The sequence below is a fragment of the Haloparvum alkalitolerans genome, assembly GCF_050122995.1.
Lineage (GTDB): Archaea > Halobacteriota > Halobacteria > Halobacteriales > Haloferacaceae > Haloparvum > Haloparvum alkalitolerans.
The window spans coordinates 381,732-406,569 of record NZ_JBNLIA010000003.1 but is presented as its reverse complement, the minus strand read 5'-3'; the positions used below and the strand labels follow the sequence as shown (position 1 = coordinate 406,569).

The window sequence follows — 24,838 nt, the reverse complement described above, 5'->3', positions numbered from 1 at the left end:
TGTACGCGCTAAGGCAACGAGGCGTTGTAGTCCACGAGCACTAACAGACCGAGCCACACTCATGCCACGGTTCGGTATTGGGTTCAGGCGGTAGCTGGATCGCACGTATACACGGTAGTTTAGCGTCACACCGACGTTGGCGTATCTCGGTTCGATTCCGGGAGTCGGCATAAAGACGGCCATAGCGGTGGGGAAAGACCCGTACCCATTCCGAACACGGAAGTGAAGCCCACCTGCGTGCCGGGTAGTACTGGAGTGGGAGACCCTCTGGGAGTACCGGTTCGCCGTCTGCCCATTCATACGCACATTCATACGCGGATACATTCAGTGGCGAGCGGCAGTGCTGTAGAAGTCGTGTTGTAAGGTGGTTCTGTGAGGCGAGGTGCGTTGGATAGCGGCCGCGCCGTGCGGTTCGGCGCGCGCCCGTCAGCCGGCCCGCCCGTGACATCCGGTCTCGATCGTTTAGCGGACCGCTAGGCTTAAGCGCACCACGGCACTACGACCGATGCGCGCCAAGGTGGCAGAGTCCGGTCAGACGCAGCGGCCTGCAGAGCCGCCCAACGCCGGTTCAAATCCGGCCCTTGGCTTACACCCGTTACCCCAAATCCCAAAACGACATTACCTAGTGGGATCTTTGTGCCGTGATGGTGCTGAACCGGCACCCGGTTTTTATTTACCTATCTTCGCTCCAGAACATCCCTAAGGTGCCGATTGGTGTTCTGTGGACCTCGCCGTCGTACTCGTATGCTTCGAAACTGACGGCGAGGCGTTCTGCGTCATTCGTCGAGGAACCAACCCTACCCGATGACACCGAGTACGGAGGTGGGTGCCTCTGATGCCGCATGAACTCTCCGACGATCCACGAGATCGACTCGGAGTGTAGCGACTTGAGGAGGTTCCCTCACGCTACAGGCTGCGAAACATGCGGGCGCGTACCGCGGTGAAGACCTGACTTCGAAGTGAGTATCGGCCTGAAAACAACGCTGACGTGTACGTCCACCTCTCCCAATCGAAGCGGTTGACTGCTTGACCGAACCCCGTCCGAGCCACCATTCTATACGAAATCAGACACTCTGTACACCAATTCGTCCTTCGAGACCTATATCAGCACGAATAGATACTGGTTATCAGAAAACCGAGATAGAGAATCAAGTCTCTTCGTGCGATTTCAAAATTAGTGTGGGCAGTTTGCCCACATTTCCATAATTGGACAAACTCATTCACCAGTCACAAATCGGTGGTGGATGCCGGAAATTCAGGACTCTCACTTTACTGACTATGCGGTTATCTCTTATCTGATATGGAGATTCTACTTCTGCCATGTGATTCTCAAATCGATGTGTGCAGTTTGCCCACATTCTTATAATCGAACCGATGTGTGTGGTGCAGGCTCTCCCGGCTGATTCTGGTCAATTTTTCTTATCACTGGAGTGGCGTAGTGCGTATCAAAAAAGTGATTTCGACACTCGGCTGTTGTCTTGCGATTTCAAAACCGGTGTGGGCAGTTTGCCCACATTTATATCATCCCGAGAGGGTATATTCGGCCCAGTCTGGCGTATACGGTAGATAATTAGAGAAAGAAATATCTAATCACCGCTTTGGGTTCTCTGGCACTCTGAGAAAGCGTGAGATGGATATTGTGGGAAACGGCCGAAAACTCTCACGCTTTCTCTCAGCATTAGAGATGTTCTTAACGAATCTGGTGGTGTGATATGATGAAATGGTACGGCGTGAGGGTCGATTTGAGTCCGTAAGAACCCATGCCTATGAGCCATTAAGGCGAGTAGACGTTCTGTTGTCACTGAGGCGGCAACTTCAGGTGCCAGTTGGACTCGGCTACTCACAGGTCCACGACAATGATCACTCAGTTCGATTAACTATTTCATCGAAGTAGCACTGAATGGGCGGAAGAATAAGATAGGGTAGATATTGTATAGTGACTGTTCGAAACTCTCGAAGAGGGGACTCCTTGACCGGCAGCAGTCATGGGCGATGTTCGAACTCCAAGTGCTCGCTCAGTTGACGCGCCTTGGTCGAGCTTTCGTCGGCCCCTATATATTCAAGAGTTCGATCGACGAGAACCATGTCTTCCCGTGCAGCAAGCTTTAGTACCGGAGAGATGTCCGGTATCTCATCCTCGGACGTGGCGGACCAATAAATGACCACAATCGGATCGTCAAACAGTTCGTCAAGTGGTCGTTCCAACTCGGAAAGAGAGCTCTTCACCACCTCGAATCGGTCAAATACGCTATCGATGGTGGAGACAAATTCTTTGAAGCCCATATTGGCGTACGCTCACGATCGAAAATCTGGTCTGAAGTCAGTAGAGCGCATTTGGGCTAGTGATGTCGGAGAACACGGAACCACCACTCTCTCGGAGAGCGGTGATCGCATCGTCTGAGAGGTCGTCCGCCGACACGACAACGGTTCCGTACAGTATATCGTGTGAGGCGTCGAGGACGTCACAGCCATCTCTTTGGAAGATCGACGCAGGATAGCGGACAGGGCCGAGTTCGACCACTGTTTTTGTCCCCCGCTCACGGCGGGTTGGTCCAGCAGATCGTGTCCCGATGAGGACGACCGGATCGTCGATATTGATACCAAACTCGTCTACGTCAAGGCGGACATCCGACAACTCGTAGAGTCCGATAGGCGTCGCGAGCATCAGCGACCCCCAAAGTGACTGTCGTAGAGCTCGTCAACCGCCGTAGCTATCTCAAGGTACCCCTCGTGGTGCTCTCCCGGTGCGATCTTGTTGTAACCTGCGTCAGTATCGATGACACCGGCGGAGTCTAAAACTGGCAAATAAATATCCAACATCAGCCCTCTCAGCACCGATGCACTGATTTCCTGATCGAACTCCTCGTCAAGAAGTGTCGCACGGGTGAGTTCCTTGAGAGATAGCGGTTCATCGGCGTCTGCAAGAACTCGTAGGATGATCCGGTGTTCGGTATCTCCCAAGATGGAGTAAATCCTCACCTTCGGATAGTCGTACTGTCGGTCGTCGGGAGCCGGTGATTGCGTTGCCTGTGTCATTGTCGAATGATTGGAGTGGAGGGCTAACTTCGGCACTCCGCTACTGGATGGTGGAACGAAGTAGCATTAACAGCGGCGTCCACAGTCTCTGCTCGACAATATCACGCTTCTATGCCCCGAAACGATACGAAACAGCCAATTCGAAATCTGGTGGCGCCAACAGAACCTACCGGAGTCTAACTACCACAACGAGAGGTTGTTCTGAAAAGCAAGGCCGCATGCTCGCGATGAAAGGGCTTGAAGTCTAACTACAGCGATTGCTGCCCAGCTCAGTCGTTAGATTCGAGGATCGCTGCGAACTAACAGTCCTATTGCTGTCTCGAACTCCGGGCCGGGACGAATCGTATTGTCTTCGAACCTGACGACGTCGTGTTCTGCGAGGCGCGGAAGATGACGTCGGCGCAACGTCTGCCGAACGTGATCGTAATCGGGGTCTTGATCGGAGTGTTGGTCAATATGATCGCGAAGAGTCAGAGCGAGTTCTCTGAGCGACAGCTCCCTGTTCGGAGCGGCCAACACTTGCCGTACGACGTGTTGACGGCGGGCGTTAGTCCATAGCTTGGCCTTATCAGCGATGACATGGGCACTGTCGTCGAAGTGTTGTCGGTCCTCTCCAAACTGTCTGGACTCGTCTTCATCATCAGGCGTCATCGGAGCCCTCCTGCCTGGTAGTCTTCTGATTGCGATGCGTCCACGGTTGAGCGCAGGATTCAGGACGTGTGAGTATGTATCGGATCATGCGGTCGGTCTGGTCTGACCGCATCGAGGTCTGAGCATCCACGGGCCTAGCGTGGATGTATCGCCTCTTTTGAGGCGGCTCGTACTCGACGCGGGCGTGTTGTTTTGAGGGGTGGAAATCCCATAACTAGTGGGATGTTCACTCAGTACACGGTGTGTTCACATCGCTTTTTGGACGAACTCGGGAGTAACCACTTCTTGGCTTTCCTCGACAGCGGCATCTAACACTCGGCTACAGATAGCGAGAGCTTGACGAATATTGCCCTGCGAACGTTGTAGAATCACGTCCAACCCTTCATCAGTAAACGGGACTATCGAAGAACCTTCGTTTGATTCATCACGCTCTCGATCGAGATAGTTCGATACCAATTCCTTCAGATGCTCATTCGTGAGCGGTTTCAGAGCGACTTCTTCACCGATTCTCTCGCTGAAGGCATGATATTCACTCATAACGTCTTGCCAGACTTCGGGAGCACAACCGAACAACATACACAGCCCAGAACTGTTCTGGTCCATCAGATGTCGGATGCTGTTGAGCGTCGCCTGCTCGTTCTTGGGTGAGAGTCGTGCAATGCTCTCGAACTCGTCGACGAAGACGAAAACACCGGTATAGCCGAGTTCGAGCAGCATATTTTTGAGCGCGGTGAAGGCTCGAACACCCATCGTATCGTCGTCGAGGGCACTATGAATCTCCATTTCCTTGCGCTGCTCGTATCGAATCCCCTCGGCGGTGAGCCACTGCCACGCGTAGAGATTCGTGTCCTCGTACACCATGTGGATGATGGCACGCGCGAAGTCGGCAAACTTCGTCACATCGCTGAGTCGGCGAATCGCCTCGGGAACAATTTCCGAGAGCAGTACGTCGCCGTCGTCTATCAGCGACTTCATCGCACTGGCACCGATCGGGTTCGTGTCGGTGACATCTCTTGCAACCGATGCGAGGAACTCGTACGCGAGCTCTTGGAGGCGGTTGAAGCCCAGATCGTAGATGAATTCGTGGTAGATGTCGAGGAATCCCTCCCCTGGCTGGGCAACGTACCCTACGACGACGTCATCGCGATCACGGAGGAGCGAACGGGTGTACTTGAGCGTGTGTGACTTCCCGTTGCCATACTTCCCAGTGACTACCAGGTGCTTGGACTTGCCGGTAGAGAGCATTGACGAGACAGTTGAGCTGATCTTGTCCGAGACGTGCTGCTGGCCACAGTATATCTCGGGATCTTCAGCGGGTACTGGACTGTACGGGAATGGGTTCGCGTTCAAGTTGTACTGTGAGTAGTCTTGCTGCTCGTCGGTGATCGTGAATGCGTCGGACATTATGTAGCCTCCTGTGTGTATTCGATGTCGCGGTCGTGCACTGCGAGGTAGTAGTATTTCTTACCGAACTGTTCGACACCGGCCATGACCTGCTGAGTGGACTGCGAGGTGCTAACTAAACCGTCCTCTTCGGAGAGCGCAATACGCTTGATGCCGAGTGCGGCATCCTTTGCAGCCGTATCCATCGGTGCCCCCGATAGCTCGAGTTTACCGACATTCTGTTGGCAGAGCCCGAGCAGCGCTTGGTTGAAATCACCACGAGTGCAGCCGAGTCGTTCACAGGTCTCCTCACGGAGACGTGGGATTGACAGGTAGCGCTGGCGCAGGTCGACGCCTGCTTTCTCTTCGAGGTCGTCGTACACGTCCAAGAGCAGGTAGTGGAAGTTAGTGGGTATCGCCGCCTCATCTGTCAAGTAGTAGTTTCCCGTGAACGCGTTTCGTTGGACCCGACCCAGCCTCTCTGCCCAGTCTCCGAGCACCTCCACGCTCGTTTGGTTATACGAATATGGACTGAACTCTTGAGATTCTTCCAACTGTGTCAGAAGCGTGTCTAACCCCGCGTTTTCGACGTCTTCGAGAACCTCGATGAAGGTCCCGTAGTGTGGACTCCGTGTCTCGAGAATTGTACTTACTTGACTCCAGTCCTCGTCGCGAATTGCACTGAGGAACGACAAGCCGACATCAGTCGTCGTGTAGACTGGTTCCTCGCCGGAGTCGTCTTCGTCGAGCAAAGAGATGCGCTTCGCTTCGAGGATGGTTTCCCGCGCACGTCGATGACTCACGTCCAATTCGTCTTCGAGATCGTCAGTGGACCTGCTAGCTGCTTCGCAGGTGTGGGTCAGTTCAGCCATCCGGCTGAGAGTGACTGGCCTTACAGTTGGTCTCTCGTCGCTCATGTGAGCCTCCGCACCTGTTGCTTCGCGGTTTCGTATGCACGCTTGGTGACCTCGTTCCCACTGAAGCGCAAGTCGAGGTACTCCTCGATGTCTCGATTGGATTCGGCGACATAGCGGAAGCGACGCAGTTCGGTCGCGAGCGCCCAAAGATTATGCTGAGTCAGGGCAACTCGGTCTTCGCGAATCTCCTCGAGTTCTCTTTGTCCACACACTGGGCAGGGACAGGGGAGCCTATCTAACTCCTCGATATTCCGTAGTTCCTCCCCGCCGAAGCCCGGAATCAGGTAGTTCCGATTGCCCGCACTACGAATGAAGGCTGAAGAGTCGAAACTGTCGACCCCCAAGTAGAGCAGAAGTGGTTGATAGACGAGTCCCCCGAGGCCGTACACGTGCAGGTGCTTGTCTGTCGCGTTTCGCGCAGATAGTATCAGCTTTGTTACTTTTTTATAATCGGTTCGTATCGGAACCATACTTCCGAGGGCATACCCATCGAATTCGCCGTTCTTCTCCAGGTATTGTATGTTATTCCGAACTGTCTCTGGATCGTAACCATGGACACTCGCGAAGAGAAGTCCATCTCCATCGTGGTGGTCGCTCGCTTTGAGTGCGTACTCGATACTTTGATCGATTCGCCGCTGATTTTCTGCTGCCCGATTGTCTCTTGAGAGAGGGATGTCGACTGTACCGAGGATGTCGGCGTCTAATTTGCTCTGGGTGTCAAGCGTTTTTGCTGGGGTAGTGTCCACTTCTTCGTTTGCGAAGTCGAACCCACCGCTGTCCGCAAAAACGATGGTATCCTCGGGAACACCCATCTCCTCTCGTAGGGTTACACCATTCGATATTCTCTGCCACATGGGGTCCCGGTTGCGGATTGACCTTGCGTTGATCATCGCTGCCGAGAACTCTGGGATCGTGCCGACGTACGTCGGTGTATTGTCACTCGACCGTTTCCCGATGTTTCTGACGGGAAAGAGAACGGGGGTGTCCAGTTCTCCTCGGGGGAGGTCGAGTTTTCGGCGTCGATACAACATGCCTCCCGCTCGGATAGGCTGGCCTATTATATAGAGAATGGGGCAATATGTTTAATTCAAGAATATAAGCGGAAATTAATCGTAGATATAAAAAATACGTTATGTCATGTCGGTAGTGGAGGCTCACTCAGACTCGAATTCCGCTTGTGGTGGGATTTCCTCTACCCGCCGACATAGTTCTTCGATAGTTTCCGGCCGAAGAGTATCGACGCTGTCGATGTATCGAGCGAAGTTCTTCATATAGTGTCCTTTGAGTCCAACAACAATCGTGCCATGTTCTTTTGCATCTTCTGTCCGGGCGGGGATGGACTCGATGTTGTCAAACTGATCCTCGACGAGTTCGCGGTTGAACACCACACCAATCCGGTCGGAACGCACTTCCTGAACCATTTCGTCGATGTCGATGCTGGTGTAGTAGTCCTTCCCGAGGGTAAAGAAGACGACATCGTAGTCGGCCTCTTGCAGAAGTCGTTGTAGCTCTTTTTGAATGTCGAGTTTCGAAGATCGCTCTCTTATATTGCTAACGTTCATTGAGCTGAACGTTACGTCGTAGGGTGGGAGATACTCGTCTTCTGCGACAAGTCCGAATCCTGCACTTATGAAGTAGCGATCGACGTCGTGGCCTTGTCGCATGAGCCATCTAACTGCACTCTTGACGTGGTTCTGCTGGCGTCCAGTGTATAGATCCCGTGCCGCGATACCTGGCACATTGTCACGAGCGAGGAGGTCTTCGCGAGAGAACTGAAGAGTTTCCTCCTCACCGAAGGTTGGTGCGTCGTCTGGTACTTCCTTCGAACCTGAACACTGGTCGATGACAAGGATGTCCAATCCATTTTCGGTATCGAGCTCAGGTGGATGAGGTACGAAGTCTTCACCGGCGGCATAGTTCTGCCCGCAGACCTCGAGTATTTCATCTCGCAGGTCTCGGGGATTGCTATTGGTGTGAACCTCGCAATCATGTTCACGGGCTGCCGCTACGACTTCTTCGTCAAGTTCGCCGTCCAGTGTGTGCACGAAGAGGTGTTGGTACCTCGCTGCTTGTTCGCCGACGTTTGCTGCCATACGGTCTGGGGCGAACGAGACGAGCGACGGAGTTTCTTCCCACCACTCGCTCACTCCGTTCGCATCTAGCACACCGATCTCTGCGACCGGAAGATCGTGTGTCTGGGTCCAGAACGAGGAGTGTTTGTCGCGCAGATAGTCTTCAACAGTTTCGTAGCGACTGAGGGCCGCACCACCTTGGGTCGCGACGAGGATCTTCGGAAGGTCTTCTTCGAATTCATCGTAGAAGCGTCGTGTGTTGTGGAACCCCCGTCTCCGATTCCGATCGTTCCCCCGGAAGATGCACACCTCGATACTGTGGTCTCTACAGATCGGACAGTCGCATTTCTCCCACGGGCGATTTCGAAGAGTTTCTTGGTACTCTTGGAGGAGATCGTCGTCGCCAATCCAAGTAGCGTACTCCCGGACAATCGCCCAGACACGATCATAGTCACTGACATCGTGCGGTTCGTCTAAAACGGTCTTCGCGTGTGGGAATGCCTCAAATACGTCTGTCGCCGTATTCAGTAGTTCGTCGTACTCCTCGAACGGTACTGGAGTGGTCGAGGTGTCTTCCCGCAGAAGTTTGACTAGCTTACTACGGAGATTGTCGCTGAAGCTCGCCTGAAGCTCGCGTCCATACTTGAAGTCCTCTCGAAACGCTCTTTCTATATCCTGTAGGAGCGACTCGTCGTACTGCTCATCGTGGCGGTGTTCCAGCAGATATTCTCTCGTTGCTGGTAGCACCTCCTTGGCCCGCTCGTACCAACTCTCGAGAGCATCACGAATCGAATCTCCTGCATCGTATGCTCGGAGCGCCACTAGTGTTTCACGACCGCGTAGGGATTTCTCGACAGCTTCGTCGAGATCGTCTCGGCTTGATGGATAGCGGACTCGAATGGCATCGTAGCGTTCGCCGTTATCAAGGCGATAGTTCTGTCCACCCGTCCACGCCGAACGAAGCATACTGGCGCTGTCGAAACTAGTCATCCCCGAGCGACCGATCGTCTCAAACGCCTCAGTCTTCGCGAAGCCGAAGACGTGAGAGTCGATGCGAGTGTTGTGCTCTCGTTCGAACTGCTTGATCGTCTTTCCGACGCTCTTAACGATTCCACGGACGTCGTGAGTTGGACTACCTGCAACCCCTCCAATTCCGAGGTAGTCGTAGCCAATATCAAGCACCTCCTCGGCGGCCTTGCTGTATGAGGCGGGGTTCCACCCTTGGATGGCAACCATCAGCCGGAACGGGTAGTCACGACGCTGGTAGAGGTCATACATCTCTTGGGCGTTCCGTAACGTCAGGTCGTAGCGGAACTCGGCGTCGTGTTTACGGTAGACCGCACGTGGATCCTCTGCGAGACGAGCTAGAACTGCGTCAATATCTCCTTGGAAGTCCTCTGCACCAAACGACTCAACGTCTGTGTCGGAACCGGTACGAATCGTAGGCTCATACTCGTCGACGTATGAGGGCCATTCTTCGGGCCATTCATCAACCATTACGTCGACGACATCGGCGATGGCATCAGGGACATCGCTTTTGTTGAGCTCTTCGGCGAACGCTCGTTCATCAAGGTAGAGTCGGCCCTTGTCCTTGCCCGACCCCAGGACGAGATGGTCGATGGTGACGCCGACAGTGACGTCCAGCGTCTCGTAGAAGTCAAGCATATGTTCGTTCCCGTACGGCGGGAAGGGGAGAGACTTGTAGCCCCAGGCCCCGCAGTCACTAATCGTGGGCAGCCAATTCGGGACAGAAAGAACCGGGTCGTCGTAGACGCCGTGCTTCGCGAGCCGTTCGGCTTTACGGTCCGTTTCTTCGACCTGCTCACGAGAGATGAGAACCCCATCGACTGGTGTTGTTTCCGGCTCGAAAATATCCCATATGTAATCTAAATCGCGTTCTTGACGGTCCAGTGTAGAGAGTTCATCGTGCTCAAAATCGTAGTGGGCGTCGACTGCGTCATCCCACTCGGGAACATAGAACCGCACGTTAGATAGTCACCAGTAGTAGCGATGGGAGGGCATCGTATAAATCCGTTTGAAGCACCTGACTCAGAGCTATACTGGTAAATGACACTTTTTAGCTGAAGTCCGACAGTGTCGGGCCCGTGTGGATCTGTATAGTATCCCACTGGTCAGGGCACTCCGTCTCAACTTGCTCGAAGATACTGTCACCCATATCTGTTAATATGTAGCTGTTTGAGCGAACCTTCGCGAATCCCATGTGAACTAGCCACTTATAATGGACTTTTGCACGCGGTACCCAGGAACTCTCACTATCGACACCGGGATAGAGATGATCGATTCGCTCTGCGAGTCTCTGTGCTGCCGGTGAGTCTTGTGCTACGGGAACGCTCTCGACAGAAAGCTGGTGGAGAACCGCCAGCATTGGCAAACGGTGTTCGTGATATATGACCATCCAGAGGAGGATCTGCTCGCGGTGCGAGAGCGTATCTTTCACCCCGATACCTAACGTTGCTCTTGGTCGACTCTGCTGCATAGCAGGTTCATACGCTTCGGCCAGCCATCGACCTCGGTCAGTCAACTCATCGTCTTCCAATAGTTCGAGTAGGTGCAGAAGTCGAGTTACGTGCTGAACTTTTCTCGACCCTACACCACCTCTGTTTAGAGCTAAGGTCCTCAAATCATCGCTCGGCTCACGACGACGTAGCTCAAGCAATTCGCAAGTCAGCGGAAGATCATCCCAATCCGGTTGGATTGTCTCTAAATAGCTAACTGACGAAATTTCCGACACTGTTAGCATTAATCTGGCAACTAAAATATAATTTCCCCAGAGATTTGACCATCTATGAGTATGCTACCGATAATACTTAGTGAATACCGAGAGAGCCTGTTTAATATGTACTCCGAGGAAGAATCGATCTCTAATCTCACTGAGTCAGATGAACGGATGCTAATCGTAGGAAAAGATAACCCGATTCGCATCAGCGCAGGCCATAGACTACTTCACCATGATGGCAAGTGTAGTCGGCCGCACGGTCATAACTACGAAATTTCGGTAGAGATAACTGGGACGCTTACTGAGGAGGGCTGGATTGTCGACAAAGGAGATATTACCTCAGTAATATCTGAATGGGACCACCGATTTCTTCTCGAACAAGGAGATCCCCTCATTGAGGCTTTCGAACAAAGCGGCGACAGTGACTCACTAGTCGTTCTCGAACACCCTCCGACCGCAGAAATAATGGGCCTCCTCCTTGAGGAGAAACTCTCGGAGGTACTCCCTGACTCGGTCTCAGACATCTCGGCTACCGTTCGAGAGACCTCGGAACTCTGTGCGGGGGGGACTCACTAATGCCGGTCAGCTCAACTACCGACGAGCAGTCTACGGACGACGTCGACGGCGCGGCACTGCCGGTCAACGAGCTCTTCTACTCGCTTCAGGGAGAGGGTAAACTCACCGGGACCCCCTCTGTGTTCGTCCGTACGAGTGGGTGTAATCTTCGGTGCTGGTTCTGTGATTCCTATCACACTTCCTGGGAGCCGACTCACGGGACCATGAGCATCGACGACATCGTCGAGGAAGTCCAGTCACACGACGACGCTGACCACGTCGTCCTCACTGGTGGGGAACCACTCATCCACGACGAGGCAGACATTCTCCTCGAACGTCTGGCCGACCTCGGCTACCACATTACCGTCGAAACTAACGGCACCATCCACCGCGACGCTCCTATCGATCTGGCGAGCATCAGCCCGAAACTTGCCTCAAGTACACCTACCCCGGAGAAGGACCCCAAGGGCGACGGTGAGTGGGAAGACCGACACGAAGCGCGTCGCATAGACCTGAATGCACTCGGTTCGCTCGTGGACGACTATGACGCCCAACTCAAGTTTGTCGTCACCGGCCCCGAAGATATGCCTGAGATCGAATCTCTCCTCGCCGACGTCCGCTCGACAGCATCGAGGCATATCCCAGACTCAGACGTGCTACTGATGCCGGAGGGGACGACCCGGGATGAACTCGACGCAAGACGGAACGAGGTCGCTGACCTTGCGATGGAATACGGCTACCGATACACGCCGCGGTTACACGTCGATTTGTGGAACGACGCTCCCGAAACATAATATGACGAGCACGCACTCGCAACTTGCGACCGAAGACGCTGAATCGGACATCGACCATGAGAAAGCCCAGCGAGGTATCCGACTCCTGCTGGAGGCTGTCGGCGAAGATCCGGACAGCGACGCGCTCGCTGAGACTTGGCAGCGGCGCGTTCCGAACGCATTCGCAACACTCACTGAAGGCCAACGTGAGATCGCGAAGCCGACGATGCGAACCTTCGACGCCGAGACAACTGACCTAATAGTGAAAACTGGGGTTCCCGTATACTCCCTGTGTGAGCACCATTTGCTGCCGTTCTTCGGTACGGTTCACCTCGCGTATAGGCCGACCGACGAAGTGGTGGGGCTCTCCAAGCTAACGCGGTACGTTCGCTGGCAGTCACGGCAACTCACGATGCAGGAACGGCTGACGAACAACATCGCATCAGGCCTCCAAGAGGAACTCGACGCAGACACGGTCCTTGTAGAAATGAACGCAACACACCTCTGTGAAGCGATGCGTGGCATCGAAACCAAGAGTACGACCACCACCAGAGCGACCGTCGGCGAACCAAGTGAAGCCGAACGTGAGCGGTTCCAAGCAGCGGTCATCCGTTCGGAGGATCGAGAATGAGCAAGAAGCGGGCGGTCATTCTGGCATCCGGCGGGATGGATAGTGCGACGGCCGCGGCTGTCGCCCAAGACGCTGGCTACGAGTTGTACATGCTGCACACGTCCTACGGACAGCAAACAGAGACAAAGGAATACGAATGCGCGAAGGCTCAGGCCAAGGCCTTCGACGCCGCTGACTTCCTCCACTTGACGACGGACCACCTCTCGAAAATCGGCGCGTCAAGTCTTACCGACGACGAGATGGATGTTGAGGAGGCGGACCTCGAGAGTGACGAGATCCCATCAAGCTATGTACCGTTCCGGAACGCCAACCTACTGTCGATGGCGACCTCGTACGCTGAAGCCAACGACTGTGTGGCCGTATTCATCGGCGCGCATAGCGAGGATTTCTCGGGATACCCAGATTGTCGGCCAGAGTTCTTCGAGGCGTTCCAGCAGGTTGTCGATGTCGGAACGAAACCAGAGACAGAGATCAGTATCGAGGCGCCGTTCGTCGAGGCTTCAAAGACAGACATTGCCGAACGCGGCCTCGAACTCGATGTTCCCTACGAACATACTTGGAGCTGCTATCGCGACGAAGCACCGGCTTGTGGTACCTGCGACGCGTGCGCGTTCCGACTCCAGGCATTCCAGAACCTGGGCGAGCGAGATCCGATTGAATACGCCGAGCGTCCAGACTACACTGAATCGTAGACCCCGCTGAGCCGATTTACCTACGGTTAAGTCGGTTCCACCGCTAATTTTCCTTGACGCGGGTGGTCCACGAAGAGTGGGCCCGGTGGTGAAGACACCGACCCCGCGCTGCCTGAATAGACAGCATGTGTACTAACGACGACGATTCGCAAAAGTTCGACGGTCATGTTGCATCGTTGCCTCCGAAAGCTTCGAGGAAGAGGTGGTCCATTTGAGCGCAGTTGATAGTGACTCTCCAGGGGTCGCTGACGTGCTCAACTTCCTCGGCAACCGACGACGTTTGCTCACACTCCAGTACCTCGCTCTGTTCGAGCCGGGGACCACTATTGAGGTGCGCCACTTAGCACGTGTCATCCGAGGCGTCGAGACAGGGAGTCCACCTAGGAACGTCGGGACTGCTGATTACGAATCCGCGTACAACGGGTTGATACAGACGCATCTCCCGAAAATAGACCAGCGGGGCCTCGTTCAGTACGACGAACGGCGAAAGACAGTGACGGTAGAAGAGTCGATTGAACGGTATATTGTCCTCACGACACTCGTGCAGTTCGTCCTCTCGACTGGGAGGGTTGTCTAAGCGCAGAACCTGATGCTAAACCAAGGGATCTAGCCTGCGAATATCTATGATTGTCTCTCCCGTTAGTCCAGTCGGACGACGAAGCGCCGCGTAGTGGGATGCGCGGTGGTGGAAGTGCCCGTCGTCCTCCACCTGGGATGCTTGGGAGTTGCTAGCTCCATCGGTGGCACTACTCCCTTCTCTGAAGTGGCGGACATTGATTATCATCGCTGAATGAGAGTTATTCATGGCCAGGATCACGCAGTCGACCCGATTAGATCGGGTCCAGCATATCGTTGGTAGTGGGTCTGGGATGCTGGACTTCGCAGTAGAGGGGGAGGACGACTACTACACGTGGGACGGTAATGAGGACGCTGATTGGCAGATTGAGGATGTGGATTCAGTCGAGAATATCGACGAAGATCGGTTCATTATGCATCCTGACGGCGAGGCCTTTGTCTGTGACATCGAATCAGAGGGGGAGGAGGGGAACACAGGACCAGTACGCTGTTGGTGCGAGTAAGACAGGAACAGAAATATCTGTCAGCGAGAGTCAGACATCAATATGTATGCTGACAATGTCGATTTCTACTCCCTCTCCGAAACCAAACGACGACGCTTGGTTCATAACAAGCGCGTTGCGACTACTGACCAGCTGCTAAAGGAACTACCAGAGGGAAAGCCTGCGGTTCGGATATTTGAACGCTCCCTCGACCAATTAGTGTTGGATCAACTGGAACAAAGTCAATACACTATCGAAGAATTGGCGAACCGCTTTAGCGTACAACCCGCCGATGTTCGACGTATACTCCATAAGTATCGCCGACGTGGGTCAGACGACTTTACGAACGAGAATTTCAAACTGAACCTTCTTGAGGAGCGGCACGGTGTGATACGTGGTGTCGACAGTGATGGGAGGTCACTCTATTATACTCTCCAAACAATCCCATTCTTTGCCCGTGTTGTAGATCCAACGTTGATGTTTTCTCTATTGGGACTGGACGAGTATGTCGATACACTCCCTCACATCGCTGAACATATTCCTAGTGGAAAAGCTACTGAACTGGATGAAGACTACGCCTTCGTGATCGGTGAATACTGGAACATTGACCCGGAGGAAGTATTCGAATACCTGACTGAGTTTGACCGCGCATATGTCGATACATCATTACTTCCACTACCTTATATCGAAGAAGACGAGCATTATGAGCGCGTTTCTTGTCGGTTTAGACAGGTTGAGGAGGTCTACCGTATGTTTCGTGGAACTTCAGACCACGTCCAGGAAGTCGGTGAAGAATTCATGGGTCGCGTCGAACAGAACCAAGCGGGGATAGCTACTTATCAAGTAATGAGTATCGATTTTGCTGATTTTGAGTGGTATGTGGACCAGTCTGGCGACCATGCCCTTCACAACGAAATCCGGGATTTGGTAGAACAAATAGCCCGATCGCTTCATCCCGATGAACCAGCTATGGATGTCGACGATTCGATGGAAGATGCAGAAATCAATCTCCGGGATGAAATACAATTAATCCTCCCGGAGAAACCCCGAACTCCTGCCGAGATACACGATGCGCTCCCTCGTGATGTTCAATTGGGAACGGATCAGTCAGAAGTCAAGGCAGTTCTAGAACGATTGGCCAATACAGGTGTTATCAGTAAAAAGAACGAGGAGTCGACATCTCAGTATTTCCAACGACAGGGGAAAACGTGGGAGTAATCGGGGAAGCCTTTATCTACTTATGAGCGAGACCAACAATATCTTCTCGAATGACCCTTCAGTATGCGCGCCTCTTCCAACTACGGGCCGGCATTCAACTGATTGCAGAATCTGGTCCGATGTCCAAGGAGGAGCTTATAGAAGCACTCAGACAACGGAAAACGATCGATGCTGATGAAACCGCTACGGAAGGAGCAGACGATATAATCGAGCAGCTTCGTGACGCAAATCTCATAAAAAATAGCGAAGAGGGCTATCGACTAACATCCGAAGAGGAATTTAACGACAATCGGGTTGTGTTGACCTATTCAGGTGAGGAAGTCGTTGGTGCAGAAGATCAGCGAGCGCAAGCAGACCGAATACTCGCGAATATCATGTATCAACACCCGATGTTACTCGTCCTCTCGAAATTCATCTACCGGAAAGGCCCGGTCAAGGACTACGAGGTGATGCGGGAATTTGATGGCGATGCGTTCATTGGTGACAAGATGAACCAATTCACAATTGACATGGGGCTCAATCTACTGGAGGATGCCGACGTTATTGAACCGGTTGAGAATGGCTACATCCAGGAGAGGTGGCCTGTTCGCCTGTTCGCACACATTATCTACAAAGAATATTCCGATTTAATTGGTGACGGAGGAAGCGTTCGAGAACCGGAACTCTTCGAGAGATTAGAAACATTGTACGGTATCCCTCGAAGCACGTTCGATAACTACATTACGAGACTGCACACTGCCGGTATCGTTTCTGAAGGTAGCTACAAACAGTTGATCCTCAACGAGGACGTCCTTGAAGGAGCTAAAATCCATGAGTGAACCAGCAAGCAAATTCGACGAACTAGGGTTGGAACGAGACCCATTCTCGACGACTATCGCGGATGAGGAGATCGCGGCACAGTATGATTTGGTCGGAAGAGATGACCAAGAATACCGCCTACGTGAATTTGTCCAATCGGGCATTCGTGAACCCGATCTGATGAAACGTCGGCTGATTTTCGGAGAATATGGGACAGGTAAGTCCCACCATCTCATCGAACTGCGGGACGAGGTAAGAGAAGGCGTTGAAGTCGATGGGGAAACGTACGAAGCATTAGCAGTATACGTCGGCAACTTAGGCCTGAGTATTCGTCGGTTGTATGAGAAAATCGTCGAGGAGATATTAGAAGACGAACCTGGTCTTCAGGATTACGTGGAGTCACTTCCTGATGTCGAACCGGACAGTAGTGTTGACGAGGCCTATCAATATGAACGTCTGCAAGACAACGTTGCCACGAACCTTCGGAAAATCGTCACACATGCTAGGGAGGAATTAGAATACCGCTCAGTCTACCTCTTCATCGACGAAGCAGAAGACATTGAGGCGGAAAATGATGAGCAGAAGGTACAGCGGTTTATTCGTTCGTTCCTTCATTTAGTTAACGAACTGAACACCTCGGGACTGCACATTCTTCTCGGGTTCTCTCAAGGTGCACGAATGGCGATTACCCAATACGAGGACGACGATGACTCGCTTGGTAATGCGTTGGTTCAAAGATTCCAGGGAGACGATATTTATCTTGGTGATCTTACTGAATCGGACGTCAAGGATATGCTAATTGACCGGATGGACGTCCACCGTACCTCTAACCGTGGTGAAATTTCACCAATTGTGGAAGACACGGTCGATGTTGTAACTGAGGTTACGGGCGGCCACCCACGATCGATTCTTCAAATATACTCTGAGGCCCTCAACTACGCGGCGAAGGTGGATGCGGACCGGATTGATGGCGATGCTATCGTCTACGCTCTTAGAGATTTCACCTCTCTTGTGCGTGACGAGGATCTCCTAAGTGGAGAAGCACTCACCACACTCAAGAAGGGGCTCGAGGATGCACACCCGGACGCACGAGATGACTTCGAGCGCTTGGAGGGGCGCCTTATTGGAGAAGGAGATGCGATTCCAGAGAATTCCTTCTCGGATGACGTTCCTGGCACTCTCATGAGTCCGATTACTGTTGAAGGGGAGGACGCTGGTGAAATTCGTGTACTTGAAAAACGTGACCGGCACGGTCGATACTATTACGTTTTGAGTGAAGAGGCCAAGGACTTCCTCTTCCGCGGAAAGGGTGACGAAGGAACGGAAATACAGAAGTTGGATCTCCAAGCGACAAATGCCCCTGACAAATACCAAGGAGACCTTTCACGTGGGCTAGCCCTGGCTGTTCAATCGATGGGCAAAGGAAGTCTGCACAAGGATCCAGTCACCATCGCTGCCGGTCGATATGAATACGCCCTTCACTTAATCGATGTTGACCGAGGGCCGGGGAGGCGAGAACAAACTGTCGTCGTTGGTGTGTATAACGGTCAGGAAATACCCGCAGAATTACTCAAACTCTACGTCGAGGCCTACCAATCTCGTGGTGCCACCTTCGGTGCGTTGGTAAAACAAAACCAGCAGCAATCTGCGGAGGCAAATAAGTACGTTAACGGGCTAGACAGCGAAGAACGACAGTTTGTCACCGACCGCATCATAGAGGTCAATCTCTCTACCGAACAACGTGACAACTTCATTTACGGTAGGCTATTGGCTCTTGGCGATTCTGAGATTCAAGCAGAGGGGATGGTCGATGGCCACACGCTGATCTCTGAAATCGGCATAATCGGTGGCTTGCAGGAAACTTTCACAGAGACGATCCTTCCGTATCCCGACAAGGTTCACCGTGACGTCATCGAGTATCTGGAGAAAAATGATGCACGAGAGTTCACAATTGGTGACCTAAAGGACGAGCTCGACATTCAAAGCTATAACCTGAATGGGGACATAATGGGTGGGCTACGAGATCAAAATCTCGTAGCGAAATCAGGAAATCGCTGGGTCTATCCGGACATCGAGAACGACAAGCCGCCGTGGTATGAGATTTACCGCCGTCTTAACGAGCGCGGCGCTCTCACCGTAGATGAGATCCAGGATCAGCTAACCACTGAGTTCGCTCTGGGTTGTTCACGTGGTGACGAGAATGCGATGATTCAGTGGTATTTGGACCATCTCCAGAGACAGAACTACGTGGAGCCCACCACAGTAGAACGGGAGGGAGAGATTCACGACGCGTACGACATCGTTAGTGTTGAGGACCAGTATAATGAAGCCAGATCCCGAGCCCAATCCAGACTGGATGCGGCGCAGGAGCTCTACGACGAAGCGGTTTCGCTTGACGCCAAGAGCGTCAATAGCTACAAGAACCGGATTGAGGACCACTCCACCCGACTCGAACAGTTTGATGAAGTTTTCAACCCGACCCACAACGATCTGAACGAGGTTCGTGGCCTCATCGATGACATCGTGGAACTGGAGGAAGACTTGGAAGATGCTGTCTCTGACCGCAAAGAGAAGATTGTCGGTGACGCAGTTTCAGTTCGAGACGATATTGACGATCTTCGACGGAAGATTTCGAAGTCTGATGTAGAGGGTTCATTCGGGTCTCAGCTTGATGATTACGATGAGGAGTTGGGAGAACTGGATACGGAACTCGAGTCGCTCATAGATAACGAGCAGTATGAGCGGCTTGCGAAACGAGCCGGGAGCATCGATGACCGGGTAGATACGATAGACGATGAGGTTGAAAAGCTACTGGGAGTCAAGTCGAAATGTACTGAGAAATTCAAGCAACTGCGTGATGTAGCAGACAGCGCGGGGGACCACATCGACGCTATTGCAGCAGAGAACTCTTCGCACACGGAACTGGAAGCGGAACTTGAGGCAATTGAATCTCGATTTGACGATTATCGAGATCAGTTCAATAGTGGCGAATTCAAAGTTGCCCTCAGCACCCTCGAAGAGATTGAACCAGACCTCAAATCTCTCAAAGAGCAGGCGCAAGGGATTGAGCAGCAGCAACAACAGTATCTAAAACAGCTCGAGGATCTCGATCCGGAAATCTCCGATGAGGAAGGGAAAGAACTGCTCGAAGAAGCACGGAAAACCGTAAAGAAGGGCGACTTCGCCACGGCACCGACACTCATTGACGACCTTCGTGAACGAGCAAAAGGGCCAACCCGACGTGAGCAGTTTGTCGCTGCCTTGCGTGAGTACGATGGAAGTTTCAGGAAGCTCGTCACTGAGACAGACTTCGATGAGGCAGAAGCGTTTAGTCAACTCAAAGATGTCTACTCGGACTCTACGAGTGACATTGAGGACATAACGGTCGTGATGGCTAATGAGTAATACAGCGATGAGACAGCATGAGCACCTCGATGCTGTCAAGGAGATGTGGGAGGTTCTTGTCGACGGGAAAGATCATGATGACCTACAACAACACGTTCTTCGATGGGTCGATAATGCCTGTAAGCAGCAGATCAACGCCGGTAACTACGATGCTACGGTAGCACTGTCAGACCTATTCGATCGGTTCCACCGAACATTCGTACTCGGTGAAGATGAACCGGATACTGGCGAAAATATCGACATTACCTACGCATTCCCTGCTCAGCTATCTACTAAGACGGCCAGCCAACTACTTTTTCAGCATGTCATCGACAAACTTGTCGAAAGGGATGTTCTACTCTACGTCTACGACAAACAACGCGTTCGGAGTCGTGTAGCAGAAGTCACTAGGTACTTCGCGCTGCTTCGCCAGCGGTTCGCTGATCAGAGTGGATACGAGCACGCTCCCAGTCTCACGAAGATGGTCAAGATGGACATACAGTCCCGTGAGAAGCCTAAATGGGGTGACCAAGGAATTGACTTGGGTGACAAAATCAGAGAGATTTTACAACGTTCAAGAACCGGCGAACCTGCTTCTGAGTTTGGGTCTGTCGGACGTGCAGACTGGCGAGACGCCACGAACGATGCGCTCACTCTGATATACAGGCTGTGTAAGCGCCGAGGTATGACCGGGTTAGCTGCATTCCAGGGCAGATCCCTCGATGAACTCTATCGCCGGGCGGTTACCGAACGGGATGAAGAACGAGCCCACATTATCACAGCGAGTACCGGTGGTGGTAAGACAGAGGCCTTCTTGTTCCCGATACTCGCATACAGCCTGACGGCGAACCATGACAATATTCGGGTAGGCGGTGTTGACGCTGTTCTTGCATACCCCCGAAAAGACCTGTGTGATAACCAGTTTGAGCGTATCGTCGAGTATCTCTACGAGATTGAACAAATTATCGCTGCGGACGACGAACTGCCCTATGATTCGCTCCCGATAACAGTGGCCCTCCAACACGGTAGTGCAAGCCAATCTGAGATCAGCTGTCCCGTCGACGGCTGTGATGGAGGAATGCCGACGGATGACATGGTCTGTGACAAGGATCCCGCGCATAAGGCTGACTTTGCCCGATCAGATAAGGGGGCCACAGCCGACATCATCGTAGTTACCCCCGATACGCTTCATCGACGATTGATGGATCACCGGGGCTACGATCAGTTCTGGAGACACGCGTCACCGCCAAAGTTCGTTGTCCTCGACGAGGTTCACGTCTATACGAACCAGTACGGAATGCACGTCGCAAACGTAATGCGGCGGTTCCAAGCAGCAATGCGGGAAGTCGATCCTGACCAACAACCCAACTTGGTTGCCTCCAGTGCAACTATATCAAACGCTGAACAGTTCACAGAGGCAATCTTTGGGACTCCCGATGCTAGAGAGATCACCCCCCGAGGTAAGAACGAAGACATCCCATGGAAGGAGACGAGTAAGGAATTTAGAAAAGAGAGTGAGATTGAAGAAATCGGGTGGGAATATCTCGTATTTATAAAAGCTACAGACCCCCGTGAGGTCCAGGTTCCACAGGGAGAAGCCAAGTACAAACCTCGGCGTGAATGGGGACCAGAGGATTTCGAAGAGACGAACGTAACGAATCTCTCGTCTATGATTCAGGTCGCCTTCACGATGTACCATACGATCCTCAAACAGGAGTCTGATGAGGGGCAACTAAAGAACAAAATTCTGGGGTTCGTTGACTCTATCGACTCTGTCAAACGACTAGGTGATTATATCCAAGACGCAGAGTCTGGACGAGGTGTCGAGGGTCAGGAGTTATTCACTCTCCGTACCCCTGATGCTTTCCTGCGAGACGAAGATGAACCAGGGACCAATCCAGACTGCCCTAAGCACCAGTTCCGATCGAATGCAGCATCACATGAACGGGCGGTCTGCGAACCACTCCCTCCGAACAAGAATCTGAATCCGTGTCCTGTCTATGAGGCCGGTGAGTGCTGGTGGACGATGACCGACGAACTGGATCTCGAGCCGATGGATGTCTACCTGCACAAGAGTGGCCGAACTGAGACTCCGGATGGTACTCGTGTTGAAGACGACAATTGGGATCTTATGGTCACTACTAGCGCACTGGAAGTTGGATTCGACCATCCCGGCATAATTGGAACCTTCCAGTATCGAGCACCGATGAACATCCCTGGATTCGTACAACGGAAAGGTAGGGGAGGCCGTGATCCTGATGACCAACCGATTTCAGTAGTTGTTCTCGGTTCACGTCCTGAAGATGCATTCTACTTCCACCATGAAAACCTCCTCTCCGACCCAGATGAGCGGTACCTCGAAATCAATCTGGATGAAGAGAATAGGTTCGTTCGAACAGAGCATCTCGTCTCTGCGATCTTCGATTACTTGAACGTCACTGATAACGAGACCGCAGACGAAATATACCGAAGATTAGACATCGAGGAGTTAGATGAGAAATTCACACATGAGCAAGATGAGATCGCTAACTGGCTCCGAAAGGCGTTCCCGATGGTGCCTGAGGAGCAGATTACTGCCGTGATCAACGAAATTGGAGATTACATTAATCTAACACAGGCCCCGTTAACACCCGCAAGCGTCGGTGGGGGAGACATCCAAGAATTCTGGGAGGCAGCACGGTTCCCTAGAGGGACTCGTCAGGCCGATCTCGAAGAGAGTCTTGATGATCTGAAATTCAAGCGACGGCTTTTCCAGGAGATTGCGGCTGGGAACCTCGACTTGGAGAATACTTCCAACAAATGAGCGATCAAACTCCTCTCTCGGAAGCAGATGACCTGACACAAGAAGAGCGATTGCTGGCACGACTTAATGGCCTGATTCAATACCAATCTGACCTCCTTGATAAGGTCCAGCGCAATCGTTTCCGTCCATATTGCCATATACCAGACCTCTTTGAGCTTGATCCAGAGGCAACAAGGCCATTTAGCGTTCCGGGTACATTCATTTCTGAGCAGGTCGGTGGTAACATCAGTGTTGTCAACGCGAATGGCGGCTTTTTAGCGAATGAGACTCTCGATCTTATGTTGGGGAGCTTTTTGCCCGGCGGCTACAAACGTCGATGGGAATTCGACCTATGGACTGGCGATTTCGGGCCCTCATCGAGAAGAGGATTTGCAGATATTAACGACGGGCTGCGCATTCGAACATCCAGTCAACTATCCGAGATCCTAACACAGAGTGAAGAAGAGCGGTACACCCCGTTTGAACACCCTGTAGACGACGTAAGCGTCTACATTCCCCAGCAGTTCATCGTCTGGAATCCGAGCGTGGGTGAGAACGGAGAGCATACGCACTACTATTGGGATTCTGCGAACGGGGTTGTAAGGAATCAGAAACCAGAGGACGTCTCAGAGGAGGAACTCACGAAGTTGAAAAGTGATCCGACCTCGCAGTTCCTCTGGTTCAAGCATCCCCTTGGACGAGGCGACAGTCCAGAGTCACTGGATTTGTCGACGATGACCGGTGGCCTCATTGAGCAGGGAGAGTTCAACAGCGACGCGACATTCCTTAAAGCGTACTATGCCACCCTGTTGACTCTATACGGCGAAGAAAGGACATTCTCTGAAGTAATTCGCTATCGTCATGAGGAAGATGACGTCACGGCATTCGTCGGTAGCCGTGAGGAAAGCCAGGTTCTGATGTTTGATATAGACCGGTCGATGGTCACCGAGTTACTTGACAAAGTCTTCCAGAAAGAAACGCCGCTTTTCCGAGACCTCCAATTTTCGCTCTTATATCGCCGATTATGGGACCGACTGTTCTTCCAAGAAGAGGCCCTCGAACACGCATTTAGCGTTACCCCGTTCTATCGTGCCCTAATTGCGGTCGACTATCTCTTTTCGATGGGGTCTGACGGGCCAGACTCGCTATTTGAAGCCAGTGTTAACGACATTGAAGCATGTCTTCCAAGCCTCCTACCGTCCAGGGACAGGAGGTTAGGGTTGCTTGATTACGATGACGGGAAAATCTCGACTTATGAAACGCTTCTGGATGAATATGGAGATTCGTTGAAAGCCATTATTGAGGAGTGCGCTGATGACGATTCAGTGAGACAATTTGCTGAGCATGTCTTCGTCCATTCACTCAAACATGGACTTGCTTCGTGGGCGGCAGAATACAGTGCCGGTGGTGGCGACTTCGAAGCTTGGTACGACGTGAACTTCGTAGAGACGAACGGCGAAACCGTTGAGATCGGTATCTATGACTCAATTCAAGGCGGTGCTGGTGTAAGCCGTGAAGTCTTCGATGACTTACGTGAGCTCTCCGATACTGAACTGCTAAGCGGGCTTGCTAGACAGGCGAGCTGCCATATTGGTGCTACAGAAGAGACGTTGGTTTCCTTGCTGAAGGAATACTCTGGAGAGTACGTGTTTGACCTTGCCCAAACGAGCGAAATTACATCTGGGCGCGATATACCCGAGTTCAATGATGCATTTCAGAGCTTGGGAGCCGACTTCTCGTACGCTCGGTACGACGACGTCAAACCGCTACTTCACCGACGCCTTAACCGTATTGCTGAGACACGGGAAATGGCCCGCTTCTATAGCGTTGTTGCTGAGACATATACGACAACGAAGGAACAACTAAACCGCACACCACGACCGGTAGACTTGGTATTTGCTTTGGAGGACCGAACGTTCTTCGACACTCGGGTCAGAGAGACGTACCGGCGATTTGCGAATAGGCGTTCTCAGCGTCGCGATCTTAGTGAACTGGCTGAACGAATAGAAGAGGTGACCAAGCAGTGTATTCATGCATGTCCGGACTGTCTAAAACGGGACTCCTGCACACACCAGTATCGGTATCAAGAACAGATGCTTGACCGCCGTCTCCTCGCACGCTCACTAGCGGCACTTGATGGAGGTAAGTGAA

The 24,838-nt window shown here is 52.5% G+C and carries 19 protein-coding genes, 1 tRNA gene and 1 rRNA gene; 13 read left to right on the top strand and 8 right to left on the bottom strand.

Features of this window, described 5'->3' with window-relative positions; all coding sequences use genetic code 11:
* Window positions 1-171 precede the first annotated feature (171 nt).
* Window positions 172-293, top strand: a 5S ribosomal RNA gene (rrf, locus tag ACQE3L_RS05585).
* Between the two features lie 218 nt (window positions 294-511).
* A tRNA-Cys gene (locus tag ACQE3L_RS05580) sits at window positions 512-587 on the top strand.
* A 1,396-nt stretch (window positions 588-1,983) separates the two neighbouring features.
* Here ACQE3L_RS05580 and ACQE3L_RS05575 read toward each other — a convergent pair.
* From ACQE3L_RS05575 to ACQE3L_RS05540, 8 genes are all read right to left on the bottom strand, one after another.
* Entirely contained in the window at window positions 1,984-2,283 is a 300-nt protein-coding gene (locus tag ACQE3L_RS05575) for a hypothetical protein (protein ID WP_426962781.1), read from the bottom strand.
* 37 nt (window positions 2,284-2,320) lie between these two features.
* Window positions 2,321-2,665 (bottom strand): hypothetical protein, encoded by a 345-nt coding sequence (locus ACQE3L_RS05570; RefSeq protein WP_426962780.1) that lies wholly within the window; start codon window positions 2,663-2,665, stop codon window positions 2,321-2,323.
* Window positions 2,665-3,036 carry a hypothetical protein gene (locus ACQE3L_RS05565; RefSeq protein WP_426962779.1) on the bottom strand — a complete coding sequence of 124 codons (372 nt, stop codon included), beginning with the start codon at window positions 3,034-3,036 and terminating at the stop codon, window positions 2,665-2,667. The genes ACQE3L_RS05570 and ACQE3L_RS05565 overlap by 1 nt, the downstream gene beginning before the upstream one ends.
* A 276-nt stretch (window positions 3,037-3,312) precedes the next feature.
* Entirely contained in the window at window positions 3,313-3,687 is a 375-nt protein-coding gene (locus ACQE3L_RS05560; RefSeq protein ID WP_426962778.1) for a DUF7344 domain-containing protein, read from the bottom strand.
* A gap of 246 nt (window positions 3,688-3,933) precedes the next feature.
* On the bottom strand, window positions 3,934-5,091 hold the full coding sequence (locus ACQE3L_RS05555; protein ID WP_426962777.1) for a BREX system ATP-binding domain-containing protein: 1,158 nt from the start codon (window positions 5,089-5,091) through the stop codon (window positions 3,934-3,936).
* Window positions 5,091-5,987, bottom strand: a complete 897-nt coding sequence (locus tag ACQE3L_RS05550) for a hypothetical protein (protein WP_426962776.1) — start codon at window positions 5,985-5,987, stop codon at window positions 5,091-5,093. Before ACQE3L_RS05550 ends, ACQE3L_RS05555 begins: the two co-directional genes overlap by 1 nt.
* Complete coding sequence (locus ACQE3L_RS05545) at window positions 5,984-7,018, bottom strand: tRNA-guanine transglycosylase (RefSeq protein ID WP_426962775.1); 1,035 nt, start codon at window positions 7,016-7,018, stop codon at window positions 5,984-5,986. Before ACQE3L_RS05545 ends, ACQE3L_RS05550 begins: the two co-directional genes overlap by 4 nt.
* Before the next feature lie 123 nt (window positions 7,019-7,141).
* Window positions 7,142-10,045 (bottom strand): DUF6884 domain-containing protein, encoded by a 2,904-nt coding sequence (locus ACQE3L_RS05540; RefSeq protein ID WP_426962774.1) that lies wholly within the window; start codon window positions 10,043-10,045, stop codon window positions 7,142-7,144.
* An 871-nt stretch (window positions 10,046-10,916) separates the two neighbouring features.
* Between ACQE3L_RS05540 and ACQE3L_RS05535 the strand changes: the two genes are divergently transcribed.
* The 11 genes from ACQE3L_RS05535 (at window position 10,917) to ACQE3L_RS05485 (ending at window position 24,837) form a co-directional block, all read left to right on the top strand.
* The gene (locus tag ACQE3L_RS05535; protein WP_426962773.1) at window positions 10,917-11,372 is read left to right on the top strand and encodes a 6-pyruvoyl trahydropterin synthase family protein; all 456 of its coding nucleotides are present in this window, start codon (window positions 10,917-10,919) and stop codon (window positions 11,370-11,372) included.
* Window positions 11,372-12,145, top strand: a complete 774-nt coding sequence (locus tag ACQE3L_RS05530) for a 7-carboxy-7-deazaguanine synthase QueE (protein WP_426962772.1) — start codon at window positions 11,372-11,374, stop codon at window positions 12,143-12,145. Before ACQE3L_RS05535 ends, ACQE3L_RS05530 begins: the two co-directional genes overlap by 1 nt.
* 1 nt (window position 12,146) lies before the next feature.
* Complete coding sequence (gene folE, locus ACQE3L_RS05525; protein ID WP_426962771.1) at window positions 12,147-12,755, top strand: GTP cyclohydrolase I; 609 nt, start codon at window positions 12,147-12,149, stop codon at window positions 12,753-12,755.
* A complete protein-coding gene (gene queC, locus ACQE3L_RS05520; protein WP_426962770.1) occupies window positions 12,752-13,447 on the top strand; it encodes a 7-cyano-7-deazaguanine synthase QueC in 696 nt (231 codons plus the stop codon). Before folE ends, queC begins: the two co-directional genes overlap by 4 nt.
* Window positions 13,448-13,697: 250 nt before the next feature.
* Window positions 13,698-14,024 (top strand): DUF7344 domain-containing protein, encoded by a 327-nt coding sequence (locus ACQE3L_RS05515; RefSeq protein WP_426962769.1) that lies wholly within the window; start codon window positions 13,698-13,700, stop codon window positions 14,022-14,024.
* Between the two features lie 226 nt (window positions 14,025-14,250).
* Window positions 14,251-14,526 (top strand): hypothetical protein, encoded by a 276-nt coding sequence (locus ACQE3L_RS05510; protein ID WP_426962768.1) that lies wholly within the window; start codon window positions 14,251-14,253, stop codon window positions 14,524-14,526.
* Between the two features lie 42 nt (window positions 14,527-14,568).
* Window positions 14,569-15,723 (top strand): hypothetical protein, encoded by a 1,155-nt coding sequence (locus ACQE3L_RS05505; RefSeq protein ID WP_426962767.1) that lies wholly within the window; start codon window positions 14,569-14,571, stop codon window positions 15,721-15,723.
* A gap of 50 nt (window positions 15,724-15,773) precedes the next feature.
* Entirely contained in the window at window positions 15,774-16,541 is a 768-nt protein-coding gene (locus ACQE3L_RS05500) for a hypothetical protein (RefSeq protein WP_426962766.1), read from the top strand.
* The gene (locus ACQE3L_RS05495) at window positions 16,534-19,926 is read left to right on the top strand and encodes a hypothetical protein (protein ID WP_426962765.1); all 3,393 of its coding nucleotides are present in this window, start codon (window positions 16,534-16,536) and stop codon (window positions 19,924-19,926) included. The genes ACQE3L_RS05500 and ACQE3L_RS05495 overlap by 8 nt, the downstream gene beginning before the upstream one ends.
* The gene (locus tag ACQE3L_RS05490; RefSeq protein ID WP_426962764.1) at window positions 19,919-22,708 is read left to right on the top strand and encodes a DEAD/DEAH box helicase; all 2,790 of its coding nucleotides are present in this window, start codon (window positions 19,919-19,921) and stop codon (window positions 22,706-22,708) included. The genes ACQE3L_RS05495 and ACQE3L_RS05490 overlap by 8 nt, the downstream gene beginning before the upstream one ends.
* The gene (locus ACQE3L_RS05485; protein WP_426962763.1) at window positions 22,705-24,837 is read left to right on the top strand and encodes a hypothetical protein; all 2,133 of its coding nucleotides are present in this window, start codon (window positions 22,705-22,707) and stop codon (window positions 24,835-24,837) included. Before ACQE3L_RS05490 ends, ACQE3L_RS05485 begins: the two co-directional genes overlap by 4 nt.
* Window position 24,838 lies beyond the last annotated feature (1 nt).

Bases quoted from the DNA above. Each gene is read 5' to 3' on its own strand.
- ACQE3L_RS05575 (WP_426962781.1), bottom strand. From the start codon at position 2,283: ATGGGCTTCAAAGAATTTGTCTCCACCATCGATAGCGTATTTGACCGA.
- ACQE3L_RS05570 (WP_426962780.1), bottom strand. From the start codon at position 2,665: ATGCTCGCGACGCCTATCGGACTCTACGAGTTGTCGGATGTCCGCCTT.
- ACQE3L_RS05565 (WP_426962779.1), bottom strand. From the start codon at position 3,036: ATGACACAGGCAACGCAATCACCGGCTCCCGACGACCGACAGTACGAC.
- ACQE3L_RS05560 (WP_426962778.1), bottom strand. From the start codon at position 3,687: ATGACGCCTGATGATGAAGACGAGTCCAGACAGTTTGGAGAGGACCGA.
- ACQE3L_RS05555 (WP_426962777.1), bottom strand. From the start codon at position 5,091: ATGTCCGACGCATTCACGATCACCGACGAGCAGCAAGACTACTCACAG.
- ACQE3L_RS05550 (WP_426962776.1), bottom strand. From the start codon at position 5,987: ATGAGCGACGAGAGACCAACTGTAAGGCCAGTCACTCTCAGCCGGATG.
- ACQE3L_RS05545 (WP_426962775.1), bottom strand. From the start codon at position 7,018: ATGTTGTATCGACGCCGAAAACTCGACCTCCCCCGAGGAGAACTGGAC.
- ACQE3L_RS05535 (WP_426962773.1), top strand. From the start codon at position 10,917: ATGTACTCCGAGGAAGAATCGATCTCTAATCTCACTGAGTCAGATGAA.
- ACQE3L_RS05530 (WP_426962772.1), top strand. From the start codon at position 11,372: ATGCCGGTCAGCTCAACTACCGACGAGCAGTCTACGGACGACGTCGAC.
- folE (WP_426962771.1), top strand. From the start codon at position 12,147: ATGACGAGCACGCACTCGCAACTTGCGACCGAAGACGCTGAATCGGAC.
- queC (WP_426962770.1), top strand. From the start codon at position 12,752: ATGAGCAAGAAGCGGGCGGTCATTCTGGCATCCGGCGGGATGGATAGT.
- ACQE3L_RS05510 (WP_426962768.1), top strand. From the start codon at position 14,251: ATGGCCAGGATCACGCAGTCGACCCGATTAGATCGGGTCCAGCATATC.
- ACQE3L_RS05505 (WP_426962767.1), top strand. From the start codon at position 14,569: ATGTATGCTGACAATGTCGATTTCTACTCCCTCTCCGAAACCAAACGA.
- ACQE3L_RS05500 (WP_426962766.1), top strand. From the start codon at position 15,774: ATGACCCTTCAGTATGCGCGCCTCTTCCAACTACGGGCCGGCATTCAA.
- ACQE3L_RS05495 (WP_426962765.1), top strand. From the start codon at position 16,534: ATGAGTGAACCAGCAAGCAAATTCGACGAACTAGGGTTGGAACGAGAC.
- ACQE3L_RS05490 (WP_426962764.1), top strand. From the start codon at position 19,919: ATGAGTAATACAGCGATGAGACAGCATGAGCACCTCGATGCTGTCAAG.
- ACQE3L_RS05485 (WP_426962763.1), top strand. From the start codon at position 22,705: ATGAGCGATCAAACTCCTCTCTCGGAAGCAGATGACCTGACACAAGAA.